Here is a 13665-nt window from a genome sequence, read left to right as displayed (position 1 = left end):
CGCAGCAACCGCTCGCCTCATCAAGAGGAACATCTAGAAGATTGACCAGCCGGTCCTGTCCGTGAGTTCGCCCAGCGCTGCCATCCCAATGAGTGAATTTCCCGAGGCGTCTAAGCCAGGTCCCCACACACAAATTGAGCACACGTCGGGAACGATCGCGAGAATGCCACCGCCGACCCCCGATTTCCCGGGCAGCCCCACGCGGTAGGCAAACTCTCCAGCCGCATCGTAGAAGCCCGAAGTGAGCATGACCGCATTGACACGCTTCGCCTGTGCCTCCGTGAGCCACTCGCGTCCATGATTTCCCTGACCGTCGCGAGCGAGAAACAAGCCAGCGGTTGCAAGGTCTTCGCACGAAATTGCAATCGAGCACTGATTGACATAACTGTCGAGTACCGCAGACACCTCGTTCCGCAGGTTCCCATAGCTTCGCAAAAAGTGGGCGGTTGCAGCGTTTCTATCGCCGTGAGATAGCTCAGATGCGGCGGTCAAGGCATCGATCGAGATGCTCTCGTTCCCAGACTCGGTGCGCAGAAAATCGAGCACCGAGGGTACGTGCTGTTCCTCGAGCGAGATGAGGTGATCCACAACCACGAGCGCACCCGCGTTCATGAACGGGTTGCGCGGAATACCGCGTTTGTACTCGAGTTGCGCGAGCGAGTTGAACGCAGCGCCGGAAGGCTCACGACCCACTCGCGCCCAGATCTCCTCGTCGTCACCTGCGATGGCAAGTGCGAGCGAGAACACTTTCGAGATGCTCTGGATCGAGAACTCAACCGAGGAATCGCCAACCGAGTATCTTTCTCCGTCAACCGTGCTGACCGTCATTCCGAACTGGTCTGGGTTCACCGCCGCGAGTCGGGGAATGTACTCAGCTACATTGCCCGATCCAATGAGAGGTTGGACAGACTCGTACACGGAGTCGAGCACACGTTGGAGATTCATACCCGCCATGTTTTCATGGCTACCTGACCATCTGACTACCGGCGAGCGGCATCCTTCGTTTCAGCCTTCGCTTCGGCCTTCGCTTGGGCACGCAGTTCTTTCTCATGGATCGGCCAGGTTCCTGCTGCCCGCTGAGCCTCGACGTACGCATGCGCCTCTGCTTGGCGTTCGGCCTCAATACCCGTGGCGATCTCAGCCCGCAGAAGCTCGGCCGGAATACCAAACGCATCGACGAGGTCAACAGCGTGGTCACGCACGCGGCTGATGAGGCGGTCGACGTAAGCCGTGAGCGCCTCGGCGCGCTGGCCAGAGATGCGTCCGTGCACGAGGAACCAGGTCATGTTTCGTTCAAGCAGACCGAGCCCGAAGAGGTCGCGTACCCAGGTCATGACCTGCTTCGTTCCCGCGTCGGTGAGCTTCTCAACCTCCTCGGTCAGTGCCTCCCACTGCAGCAGCTCGACGTGCGCTGTCGCCGCCTGAATGAGCTTGTGCTGCTGCGCATTAAACGCATCTTCACCTCGCTGAGCGCGCTCTGCCTTCGGCACATCTTTCGTTGCGTCACGCAGCGCCGAAGCGATCTCAGCGATCATCGTTTCGACGCGGTCGGTGAGAAGCTCGCGCTGCGCTTCAGAGGTGCGCAGGCTCTCGATGGATCGAGCCATCTGCCCGAGATCAGCAATGCTCTGGCCTAGTTGGCGCAACCCAAACCGGCTCACGCGATCGCCGAGCTGGCTTGCCGCCGCTCGCGCGTAGGCTGCCTTATCGCCGTCTTTGAACTGGTCGGCATAGTCGGTGAGCAACCGCTTGCCCACGAGCTGCAAGAGCACGTTGTTGTCGCCCTCAAAAGTGACGTAAATGTCGAGGTCTGCGCGGAGCCCAGTGAGGCGGTTCTTCGCCATGAAGCCGGCACCACCGCACGCCTCGCGCGCCTCTTGAAGCGTATCGAGCGCGGCCCAGGTCGAGAGCGGTTTGAGACCGGCCGCGAGGGTTTCGAGGTCTTCACGGTTCTCATCCGTGTCCTTCGCACCCGAGAACACCTCGTCGAACACGGTGAGCAACCGCTCACTGGCAAACGCCATCGCGTAAGCCTGAGCGAGGCGTGGCATGAGCCGTCGCTGATGCTGGCCGTAATCGAGCAGCACGATTTCGCGACCAGAAGCCCCGGGAAATTGACGGCGCTCGTTGCCGTAGCGGATCGCGATCGTAAGCGCCGCCTGCATCGCACGCACGGCCGATCCGTCAAGCGAAACGCGGCCCTGCACGAGCGTACCGATCATGGTGAAGAAGCGTCGGCCCGGGCTTTCAATCGGTGACGAGTAGGTGCCGTCGGCCTCGACATTGCCGTACCGGTTGAGCAGGTTCTCGCGCGGAATCCGCACGTGTGTGAAGTGCAGCCGACCGTTGTCGATACCGTTCAGGCCGCCCTTCACACCGTCGTCTTCGCTGCCGATGCCCGGCATCATCTCACCGCCGGGGGTGCGGATCGGCACAAAGAACGCGTGCACGCCGTGATTCACTCCCTTCGTAATGAGTTGCGCAAACACGACGGCCGCCTGACCGTGAAGCGCCGCATTGCCGAGAAATTCCTTCCACGCACCCTTGAACGGGGTGTGGATCTCGAACTCCTCAGCTTCGGGGTCATAGGTCGCGGTGGTTCCGACCGAGGCGACGTCTGAGCCGTGCCCTATCTCGGTCATCGCGAAAGCTCCCGGCAGGGAAAGGTCCATCACTGCGGGCAACCACTTCTTGTGGTGCTCCTCAGTTCCGAGGTGCAAGATTGCGGATCCGAAAAGTCCCCACTGCACCCCCGCTTTGATCTGCATTGAAGGGTCAGCGAGCACGAGCTCTTCGAACGCCGCGACGTTGCCGCCGTGGTTGTCATTACCACCGAGGCTCGACGGGAATGCGCGCTGCACGGCACCCGCATCTGCGAGTTGCTGCAACTGGCTGAGCGCACGAATCCGGTGCTCGTCCATGGGCTGACCGTGGATCGTGTGAAAGCGCTCGTCAGAGGCCAGCGCGCGCGATTCGAGCCGCTCGGCCTTCCATTTGCCGAGGAGGGCGTCGGCGACAAGTTGCACGTTCACGCGTGGCGCAGAGGTAGTCATACGGCCAGGCTAGGCGGGTCATTAGTTGCAGACAAGCAGCCACCGTTCACTCGACAATCGCGCAAGTGAGACTCACGAGGCAGTTGTATAAAACCACCAATAAGACGCGCCAGAAACTATCGCAATACGCTAGCGACGCTTCGATGAGCTCCCGGGTTCATAATCCCCAAAGAACTTGGGCTCTATGCCCGCCTCTTCGAGCTGCTCGCGGGTGCGCTTCTGGCGGGTTCTCGGAATTAGCGTGATGACCTCACCCTCGCGACCGGCACGCCCTGTGCGGCCTGAGCGGTGCACGAAGGTCTTCGAATCGTCGGGCGGGTCGAGCTGCACCACGACGTCGACGTCATCGATGTGAATCCCCCGAGCCGCCACATCTGTCGCAACGAGCACGCGCGATTTGCCGGTCGAAAATTTCTCAAGGTTGCGTTCTCGCCGCGCCTGGCTGAGGTTTCCATGGAGCGACGTGGCCGAGATCCCGGCTCCCGATAGCAGCTCGGTGACTCGCTCGGCATACACGCGGGTGCGACAGAACATCATGACACGGCCAGGTAGGTTCGCGAATTCGAGCACCGCCTGTTCCTTGTCTTCGCGAAGCACCAGGAACACCCGGTGCGGCACGGTCGAACTCGTTTTCGGAACCTCGTGAGCGGCCGGATCACTCAAAAACTCGGCGACGAGCTCTTCAACATCTCGGTCGAGCGTCGCCGAGAAGAGCAGGCGCTGCCCACCCCGCTCTGTCTGTCTGAGCGCCCACTGCGTCTCATCGAGAAAACCGAGCTCGCACAGGTGGTCTGCCTCATCGATGACCGAGACCAATACCTCACGGAGGTCAAGTTTGCGACGCTGCACGAGGTCGCGAATGCGCCCCGGTGTTCCGATGACGATGTCGATGCCGCGCTCGAGCGCATGCACCTGGGGGTCGATCGGCACACCGCCAACGAGCTGCGCGGTGTAGAAGCCAACCGATCGCGCAAGCGGCTGCACCGTGCGGTCGATCTGCAGCGCTAGCTCTCGGGTTGGCGCGAGAATGAGTGCCTTCGGGTTTCGGGCCGGTGGGCGCTTTCCGCGGTCAATTCGTTCACCGCGCTTTGCGGGTTTTTCTTGCTTTGTGGATCGCTTCTCGCCCAGCACCCCCTGCGCTTTCAGAGAGAGCAGCCGCTCGACAAGCGCAGCACCAAACGCAATTGTCTTGCCAGAACCCGTCTCTGCCCGACCGAGTACGTCTCTGCCTGCGATCGCATCTGGAATCGTGGCGACCTGGATCGGGAACGGCGACTCAGCCCCGAGCTCGCCAAGCGTGCGCACGAGGTTTTGGCCGAGCCCAAGACTCGCAAAGGTCTTGCCGACCGTGTCCTCAGCCGTGGTGAGTTTCGCCTCGAACTTGCGTGGACCAAGTTTGCGCTGCTGTGGCGCCTCAGCCTTGGTGCTCGATCCACCACGCACATCGATGCGTTCGCGTGAGTCAGCGCCCGACCCTACCTGGGCGCCCGCAGAAGACCTGCGATCTGTCGCGTTTTTAGGAGATCTCGTGTTGCCAGAGGACGCATCTGCGCCTCCAGCGCTTTCGGCGCGCGCACCATACTTTCGCTTCGGGGCGCGCCCCCGATTCGGATCATAGTTCTTTGGCGCTTTGAACCCGCGCCGCTTCTTCTGCGCCACGTATCAGTCCTCTGTCCCTGCTGGCGCGGCCCCCGACTCAAGGCCAGCAGCCTCTTCGCCGCGCTCACTCTCTCGAGCATTGCGGCGCGCGATTCGACGTTCGCGCAGGGTTTCGCGGCGGCGTTCCACGATGTAGTAGAACGTCGGCAGCACGACAAGTGTGAGCACGGTTGACGAGAGCAAGCCGCCGATCACGACCACGGCGAGCGGCTGCGAGATAAACCCGCCCTTGCCCGTGACCCCGAGCGCCATCGGCGTGAGCGCGAGGATTGTTGCGAGCGCTGTCATCACGATGGGGCGAAGACGCTGTAGGGATCCGTGCAGCACGGCCTCTCGGAGCGCGTTGCCTCGTTCCCGATACTGGTTCACGAGGTCGACGAGCACGATCGCGTTCGTCACCACGATGCCGATGAGCATGAGCACGCCGATGAGCGACGCGACGCCGAGCGGAATTCCTGTCGCGATAAGCAGCAGCAGCGCACCTGTGGCGGCAAATGGCACCGACACGAGCAGTAGCAGCGGTTGCAACAGGCTGCGGAACGTCGCAACCATCACGACGTACACAATAAGAATCGCGGCGAGTAGCGCGAGTCCGAGTTGCTCGAACGCATCTGCCTGCTGTGACAAGACGCCGCCGATGCTCGCGGCGGCCCCGGCCGGCAGGTTGACTGTTTCAAGCGCGCTCGTCACATCGGCGCTCGCTACCGTGAGGTCATCGGCCTTTGGCAGCGCAGACACCGTCACCATGCGCTGGTTGTTCTCGGTGCGCACAGTGACCGGCCCGTCTGCGAGCTCAATAGTTGCGAGCTCGTCGAGCCGCTTCTCGCCCACCGCGGTCTGCACCTGCAGCGCCTCAACGCCGTCAATATCTTCGGGCGCAACGCCGCGATCCACATAGACATTCACACTCGAGTTGTCGATCGTGATCTCTCCAACGCGGCTCGGCTGCATGCTGCCAGAAACCATGCTCGCAACCGCGACCTCGCTGAGCCCGGCCTCTGCCGCTGCTTCGCGATCCACCGTGACGCTCAGGTACGGGCGCGAGGTGCCGAGATCGCTCTCAATCTGCTCTAGGCTCGACTGCTTCTTGAGCTCCGTGACCACCGCGTCGCTCGCCTCAGCGAGGGTCTCCTGATCGGGGGCCGTAACGTTCACCTGGATTGCGCTCGTCAGCGAGACGCCGCCGCCAGATTGGCCGAGCGCGAACTCACCAGCGTCGTCGAGCGCGTCGACAGCAGTGCGGATTGAGTCCTTCACGGCCGCCTGATCAGCATCGGGGTCGATGGTGAGCGAGTAGCTGATAGCCCCATCCGATCCACCACCGAAGAGCGCGGCGATGCCCGAACCGTCACCGCCAATCGAGACCTGGACGATATCGATCTCGGACACGTCTTCAAGCGCGCCCTCAACGCGCTCCACCTGCTCAAGTTGCGCGTCGAGGCTCACGCCCGGCGCGAGCGTCTGCGTGAGGCCGATCGAGTTCTGCTCGTCTTCATTCAAGAAGTTCGTCTTCATAAGCGGCGTCGCGAGCACGGTGCCGCCGAGAATAAGCACTGAAATGAGCAATGTGATCGCGGGTCGCTTCAGGGTCCACTCAATGATCGGCCGGTAACCCTTGGTGAGCCAGTTCGTTGTCCGTGCCTCGCTGCTTTCCTCAGACTTCGAGGTGGCTGGCGCGAGATCTTTACGCTTCTCTGGCTTCAAGAACCAGTAGGCAAGCACCGGCACGATAGTGAGCGAAACGAACAGCGATGCGGCGAGCGCGATCGTCACCGTGAAGGCAAAAGGCTTGAAGAGCTCGCCGACCATGCCGCTCACGAATGCCATGGGTAGGAACACTGCAACCGTGGTGATTGTTGCCGCAGTAATTGCGCCAGCTACCTCGCGCACAGCACGAATGATGGTGCGCGTTCTGTCTGCACCCACGACCAGGTGGCGCTTAATATTTTCGATCACGACGATCGAGTCGTCGACCACGCGGCCAATCGAGATGGTGAGCGCGCCAAGCGTGAGCATGTTGAGCGTGTATTCGGCGAAGTTCAGGCCGATGAACGCGAGCAGCACTGACGTGGGGATTGAAATGGCGGTGACGAGAGTCGCGCGCACCGACATGAGGAACACGAGGATGATGAGCACCGCGAACACAAGACCGAGAAGCCCCTCGGTGGTGAGCGATTCGATGGACTCTTCAACGTATGGCGCTTGATCGAACACCACTGTGAGTTCTGCGCCGCCGAGTTGCTCAGAGATCTCATCGATCTGTTGCTGCACGAGGTGAGACACCTCGACCGTGTTCGCCTGCGAAGTCTTCGTGACCGCGATTGTGAGCGCGGGTTCGCCGTTCACACGTGAGTACCCGGTGATCGGGTTCGGTTCGAGCGTGACATCGGCGACGTCTCCGATGGATACGACGTCACTGAGCGAAGGCGCCTCGACAGAAACGCCCGGAGGCAGCGATTCTGCCTGCTGCGCCAACTGTGCCTGAGCCTGCTGGTACGCCGCGAGCTCCTGCGCTGTGCGGGGAATGGTGATCGAGGCGATATCTTCTGCCGAGGTGAGCCGCGATCCGACCTGCACCGCGAGTGTCGAACCCTCGTTCTCGACGGTGCCACCGGCGACGAGCACACCGCTCTGTTGCAGCGCATCGGTGATCGATTGGTTGGTCAAGCCCCGATCCGCCAGTGCGTCTGCGTCAGGAAGAATCGTGACCCGGTCGCCACGAGCGCCCGAGAGCTGTGCCTGTCGCACACCGTCGAGATCACCGAGCGACGGAACGACCAGACGGTCAATGAGCCGCGCCGTCTCCTCTGCGTCAACCCCTGACGGTGGGGTTACTGCAATCTGAATAATCGGAAAGTCGTCGAGGCTACCCGCGAGCACCTGTGTGTCAGCGGTCGACGGCAGCAACTGCGAAATGCGGCTGACCGCGCGCTCTACCTTTTGTTCAGTGGCCGCAATGTCGACCCCGTAGGTGAATTCCGCAAGAACAACCGAGCTGCCCGTGTTCGAAGTGGCCGTCGTGTTTTCGAGCTGCGGAACTCCGCGCAGCGCGGTCTCAATCGGATCCGAAACGTCATTGTTCACGACCTCGGGCGATGCGCCCGGGTAGGTGGTGACTACCGCAATAGCCGGATACTCGATGGAGGGCATGAGCTCTTGCTTGAGCGAGCTCATGCTGATCATTCCAAACACCGCCGCCACGATGGTAACGAGCGCGATGAGTGCTCTGTTCTTGAGGCTGAGCACGGTGAGGAGATGCATGCTGTGAATTATTTCACGGAGCCACTGACAAATGATCGGGTGTCTCGATGTCTCTCCACGATGTAGTAGAGCGTAGGCAGCACCACAAGCGTGAGCAGGGTTGAAGAAAACAGCCCGCCAATCACGACCACGGCGAGCGGCTGCGAGATGAAGCCGCCCTTGCCGGTCACTCCGAGCGCCATCGGCGTGAGCGCGAGGATTGTTGCGAGCGCTGTCATCACGATGGGGCGAAGACGCTGTAGGGATCCGTGCAGCACGGCCTCTCGGAGCGCGTCGCCTCGTTCCCGATACTGGTTCACGAGGTCGACGAGCACGATCGCGTTCGTCACCACGATGCCGATGAGCATGAGCACGCCGATGAGCGACGCGACGCCGAGGGGAATGTCTGTTGCAATAAGCAATAGCAGCGCCCCGGTTGCCGCAAATGGCACCGATATGAGCAGTAACAGCGGTTGCAAGAGGCTGCGGAACGTCGCGACCATTACGACATACACGATGAGGATAGATGCGAGCAGCGCAAGACCAAGCTGTTCGAATGCCTCTGCTTGTTGAGCCAAGACGCCACCAACGCTCGCCTCGGCCCCAGCCGGCAAGTTGACGGCGCGAAGCGCGCTCATTACGTCAGCATTTGCGGCTGTGAGATTGTCGGCCTTTGGTAGCGCCGAGACCGTCACCATGCGTTGGTTGTTCCCAGTGCGCACAGTGACCGGGCCGTCTGCAAATTCGATCGTCGCCAACTCGTCAAGTCGTTTTTCTCCTTGCGCAGTCTCAACTTTCAACGCCGCAACACCAGAAACATCTTCGGGGGCGACACCGCGATCCACATAGACATTCACGGTCGAGTTCTCGATCGCGATCTCGCCGACTCGGCTCGGCTCAATACTGCTCGAGACCAGGCTCGCAACAGCGGCTTCGCTCAGTCCTGCTTCGGCTGCCGCTTCACGATCCACCGTGACATTCACGTATGGGCGTGACGCGCCAAGATCGCTCTCAATCTGCTCTAGGCTCGACTGCTTCTTGAGCTCCGTGACCACCGCGTCGCTCGCCTCAGCAAGCGCCTCCTGGTCGGGTGCAGTGACGTTCACTTCAATCGTGCTCGTCATTGAGGTACTTCCGCTTGCTTGGCCGAGCGCGAACTCACCAGCGTCGTCAAGCGCGTCGACGGCAGTGCGGATTGAGTCCTTCACGGCCGCCTGATCAGCATCGGGGTCGATGGTGAGCGAGTAGCTGATAGCCCCATCCGATCCACCACCGAAGAGCGCGGCGATGCCCGAACCGTCACCGCCAATCGAGACCTGGACGATATCGATCTCGGACACGTCTTCAAGGGCGCCCTCAACGCGCTCCACCTGCTCAAGTTGCGCGTCGAGGCTCACGCCCGGCGCGAGCGTCTGCGTGAGGCCGATCGAGTTCTGCTCGTCTTCACTCAAGAAGTTCGTCTTCATAAGCGGCGTCGCGAGCACGGTGCCGCCGAGAATAAGCACTGAAATGAGCAATGTGATCGCGGGGCGCTTCAGGGTCCACTCAATGATCGGCCGGTAACCCTTGGTGAGCCAGTTCGTTGTCCGTGCCTCGCTGCTTTCCTCAGACTTCGAGGTGGCTAGCGCGAGATCTTTACGCTTCTCTGGCTTCAAGAACCAGTAAGCAAGCACCGGCACAATCGTGAGTGAAACGAACAGCGATGCGGCGAGCGCGATCGTCACTGTGAAGGCGAAGGGTTTGAAGAGTTCGCCGACAATACCGCTTATGAAAGCCATGGGTAGGAACACCGCAACGGTGGTCATGGTCGCGGCAGTAATCGCACCAGCTACCTCGCGTACGGCTCGAATGATTGTTTCCGCGCGACCTGTGCCCACTACGAGGTGGCGTTTGATGTTCTCAATCACCACAATCGAGTCGTCGACTACCCGACCGATTGAGATGGTGAGGGCGCCGAGCGTGAGCATGTTGAGCGAGTAATCGGCAAAGTACATTCCGATGAAGGCGAGGAGTATCGAGGTCGGGATCGAAATGGCGGTAACGAGGGTTGCACGTACCGACAGAAGGAACACAAGGATAGTGAGCACCGCAAACAACAGGCCGAGCAGACCCTCTGTGGTGAGCGACTCAATTGACTGTTCGACGTACGGCGCCTGATCGAACACAACGGTGAGTTTTGCACCATTGAGTTGCGCCGAAATATTCTCGATTTCAGCTCGCACCTGATGCGAGACTTCGACGGTGTTGGCCTGAGAAGTCTTCGTGACGCTAATCGTTAGGGCAGGCTCACCATTCACTCGTGAATATCCGGTGACCGGGTTCGGCTCGAGCGTGACACTCGCAACGTCTCCGATGGATACGACATCGCTCAGCGTCGGAGCCTCAAATGGTGCTTCCTGAGGCAGAGGCTGCGTTCCTTGAGCATCCTGTGTCGGCTGAAGAAGCTGTGCGTCTTGCGAAAGCTCTGCCTCTTGTGAAAGCTTCTCCTGCTGCGCCTTCTGTATCTGCAGAGCTTGGTGGTACTCCGCAAACTCCTGCGCGGTGCGTGGAATCGTGATTGAGGCTATTTCCTCAACAGAGGTGAGGCGCGAACCGATCTGCACCGCGAGCGTCGAACCTTCGTCTTCAACGCTTCCGCCCGCGACGAGCGTTCCGCTCTGCTGTAACGCATCGGTGATCGACTGGGTGGTCAATCCACGATCCGCAAGTGCGTCGGCGTTGGGCGTAATCGTGACCCGGTCACCACAATCGCCCGAGAGTTGCGCCTGCCGCACACCGCTAAGCTCACCGAGAGAGGGCACCACGAGGCGATCGATGAGCTTCGCCGTCTCTTCTGAGTCGACCCCTGGTGGCGGCCTCACCGCTATCTGAATAATAGGAAAATCGTCGAGGCTTCCGGCGAAGATTTGTGTGTCGGCCGTCTCTGGCAGCAACTGCGAAATGCGGCCAACCGCGCGTTCTACTTTTTGTTCGGTGGCCGGAATATTTGCCCCGTAGGTAAATTCGGCAAGCACGACTGAGCTGCCCGTGCTCGAGGTTGCATGTGTGCTTTTGAGCCTTGGAACCCCACGCAAGGCCGTCTCAATCAGCCCCGAGACATCATTGTTCACCACCTCAGGCGAAGCGCCCGGGTAGGTCGTCACCACGGCTATTGTTGGATACTCGGTTGAGGGCACGAGTTCTTGCTTGAGTGAACCCACACTGATGACTCCGAACACCGCCGCCACGATGGTTACAAGCGCAATGAGTGATCTGTTCTTCAGACTGAGCGCGGTGAGGAGATGCATATTGCGGATCGTTTCACGCGGTCAATAGCGAATGATCGCATTTGCGCCAATCGGGATTGCGCGGGGAAAAATGACAATTTTTAAGCGTGACGTGTCGACAGCGCATAATGGGTACGTGCCTTTGATCCACCGCCGAACGCTCGGCGCCGTCACCCCCGCCGACTTTGACCGACTGCATTCGCTTAGACGCATGCAGGGGCTCGCCCTCGGTCTTTTGGGGTTTATGGCGGTGCTGTTTGTCGTATCGTTCATCTTTCAAGACCGACTCCCGTGGCTTGCCTATGTGCGTGCTGCGAGCGAGGGCGGCATGGTCGGCGCACTCGCCGACTGGTTCGCGGTGACCGCACTGTTCAGGCACCCGCTCGGACTTCCGATTCCCCACACCAACCTCATTGCCAACAAGAAAGATGAGATAGGAGAGGGTCTCGGGTCTTTCATCGAAGAGAACTTTCTCGCCGACGACGTCGTGCACAACAAACTTTCTGAGATCAGCGGTGCGCGCATGGCTGGCGAATGGCTCCGCATGCCCGGTCACGCCGAGCGCGTCAGTGAGATGATCTCGGGAATCGCACTCGGCGCGCTCACCGTGCTCGATGACCAAGATGTGCAAGAGCTCACCGAGTCGCTGGTGCGGCGCCACGTTGTGGATCCAGATTGGGGGCCACTGCTCGGTCGCGCGACCGAATCGTTTGTCACCGGCGGGCACCACGAGGCGCTCGTCGAGCTCGCCGCGGGGCGCATCGAGCAGTGGCTCGTGCAGCACCCTCAAGCGTTCGACAAGATGCTGTCATCTCAGTTGCCGCAGTGGGTGCCGAGCATTGTCGATCGTTTTGTGGATCAGCGCATTCACGCTGAAGCGGTGCGTTTCGTGCGACGTGTTGCAGGCGAACCGGATCACCCCGCTCGTGCGGCGATCACCAAGTTTCTCGAGGACCTCTCACGTGACCTGCAGCACCAGGAATCGCTCCAAGAACAGCTCGAGGCGTTCAAACACGAGGTGTTCAACAGCCCACGAATCCGCACTCTCGCGGCGAGCACCTGGCAGGCCGCGCGCGCCGCGCTCGTCGAGATGCTCGAGGACCCGCAGAGTGAGCTGAGGCAGCGCATGACGGTCGCCCTTCAGGATTTCGGACGCAATCTCGAAGCCGATTCAACGCTGCAGTTCAAGATCGACGTGTGGGTTATGAACGTAGTGGAATATCTCGTTAGCACTTACCGGCACGACCTCGCACAGGTCGTTTCAGACACTGTGCAGCGATGGGATACGCAGGAGGCTGCGGAGAAAATTGAGCTTCAGGTTGGTAAAGACCTGCAGTACATTCGCATCAACGGCACCGTGATCGGCTCGCTCGCGGGCCTCGCGATTTTCGCGATTGCACAGCTAGTCATTGCTCCGCTCGCGGGTGTGTAAATCTCGAATCTACTCCTGCGCGAAAGCCACCGGGAGCACCATGTCTTGCACCCGATCGTTCGCCGCAGTGTGATCCGCCCGGGTCACGATTGCGCACTGCTGTACCGTGCAGTCGAGCGACTCAGTGACCGGTTCGGGCACGGTCAAGTGCACCTCAAACGTGCCCTCATCCGAGTTGTCGTACGTGTGTGAGGCGAACGCTCGCCACGCCCAATCATTCGTCACCCACGCACTCGATAGCTCCTGGTCCACGGCGAGATCGCCTTCTTCTGCGCCCTCTGGAATGCCTCCGAGACATGGACCAGGCTTCGTCTCGGCATTCTCGGGAATCGCGCAGAAACTCACGTATATACCGATACCGGAATCAAACCCGTGGCCAGACACGATCAGTTCGTCGCCCACGCGCACCTCAGCCAAATCCGCGGGTTCACCATCTTCCGAAGTGACCTTGAGCATTCGGGTGCGCCCGTCAGCGCCAGTTGCGCTCGACTCAGACACGAAACCGGTAGGAACTTCCTGCCCAGAACCGCCCGAACTGCGATGAGTGAGTATAGGGAGCAGAACGGTAGCAACCACGGCCAGCACAATGAGCGCCAGCACGAGCAAAACAACCAGCACGATGCGCACGACAGATCGTTTGGATGCTGACTCGTTCATATCCTCATCGTATCGCTGCAAGTGCGCATCAGCACATGCTAGAATCAACCCCATACGTCCATGTTTAAAGAAGTACTGCCTCGCATTTATGCGGGGCCCGAATGTGTAAGGGGGTCACGCATGGGGCGCGGCCGTCAGAAGGCAAAGCACACCAAGGTCGCACGGGAGTTGAAGTACTTCAGCCCGAACACCGATTACTCGCAGCTAGAGCGCGAGCTCGCTTCGAGTAATCCCTCAGAAGAGGATCGTTGGGCTGAGTACGCAGACAAATACAACGACGACAGCGACGACGACAGCGCTGAGGGCGAAGACAAGTAACCTCTCGGGCTGCTAGTAAGCAGCCGACTGCATTCCCGTT

8 protein-coding genes are annotated in these 13665 nt (G+C 60.4%); 2 read left to right on the top strand and 6 right to left on the bottom strand.

The window, feature by feature from the left end:
- Window positions 1–33 precede the first annotated feature (33 nt).
- The 5 genes from H9L06_RS09680 to H9L06_RS09660 all read right to left on the bottom strand — a co-directional run bounded on the left by H9L06_RS09680 (window position 34) and on the right by H9L06_RS09660 (window position 11239).
- Entirely contained in the window at window positions 34–945 is a 912-nt protein-coding gene (locus tag H9L06_RS09680; RefSeq protein ID WP_187554977.1) for a glutaminase, read from the bottom strand.
- Between the two features lie 35 nt (window positions 946–980).
- Window positions 981–3053, bottom strand: coding sequence for an acyl-CoA dehydrogenase family protein (locus H9L06_RS09675; protein WP_187554976.1), 2073 nt, complete (start codon window positions 3051–3053; stop codon window positions 981–983).
- Window positions 3054–3182: 129 nt separating this feature from the next.
- Complete coding sequence (locus H9L06_RS09670; protein ID WP_187554975.1) at window positions 3183–4712, bottom strand: DEAD/DEAH box helicase; 1530 nt, start codon at window positions 4710–4712, stop codon at window positions 3183–3185.
- Between the two features lie 3 nt (window positions 4713–4715).
- Complete coding sequence (locus H9L06_RS09665) at window positions 4716–7973, bottom strand: efflux RND transporter permease subunit (RefSeq protein WP_187554974.1); 3258 nt, start codon at window positions 7971–7973, stop codon at window positions 4716–4718.
- 8 nt (window positions 7974–7981) lie between these two features.
- Entirely contained in the window at window positions 7982–11239 is a 3258-nt protein-coding gene (locus H9L06_RS09660) for an efflux RND transporter permease subunit (protein ID WP_187554973.1), read from the bottom strand.
- 70 nt (window positions 11240–11309) lie between these two features.
- On the opposite strand from H9L06_RS09660, the gene H9L06_RS09655 reads away from it, so the two are divergent.
- A complete protein-coding gene (locus tag H9L06_RS09655) occupies window positions 11310–12650 on the top strand; it encodes a DUF445 domain-containing protein (RefSeq protein ID WP_246454365.1) in 1341 nt (446 codons plus the stop codon).
- 9 nt (window positions 12651–12659) lie between these two features.
- Here the strand turns inward: H9L06_RS09655 and H9L06_RS09650 are convergent, their stop codons facing one another.
- Window positions 12660–13307, bottom strand: coding sequence for a hypothetical protein (locus tag H9L06_RS09650; RefSeq protein ID WP_187554972.1), 648 nt, complete (start codon window positions 13305–13307; stop codon window positions 12660–12662).
- A gap of 120 nt (window positions 13308–13427) precedes the next feature.
- Here H9L06_RS09650 and H9L06_RS09645 point away from each other — a divergent pair, with 120 nt between their 5' ends.
- Window positions 13428–13625: a DUF3073 domain-containing protein gene (locus tag H9L06_RS09645; RefSeq protein WP_187554971.1), complete on the top strand. Its 198-nt coding sequence runs from the start codon at window positions 13428–13430 to the stop codon at window positions 13623–13625.
- Window positions 13626–13665 lie beyond the last annotated feature (40 nt).

This window comes from Leucobacter denitrificans, from assembly GCF_014396385.1.
GTDB lineage: Bacteria > Actinomycetota > Actinomycetes > Actinomycetales > Microbacteriaceae > Leucobacter > Leucobacter denitrificans.
The sequence above is the reverse complement of the archived record's forward strand: the minus strand, read 5'-3'. Positions and strand labels throughout refer to the sequence as shown.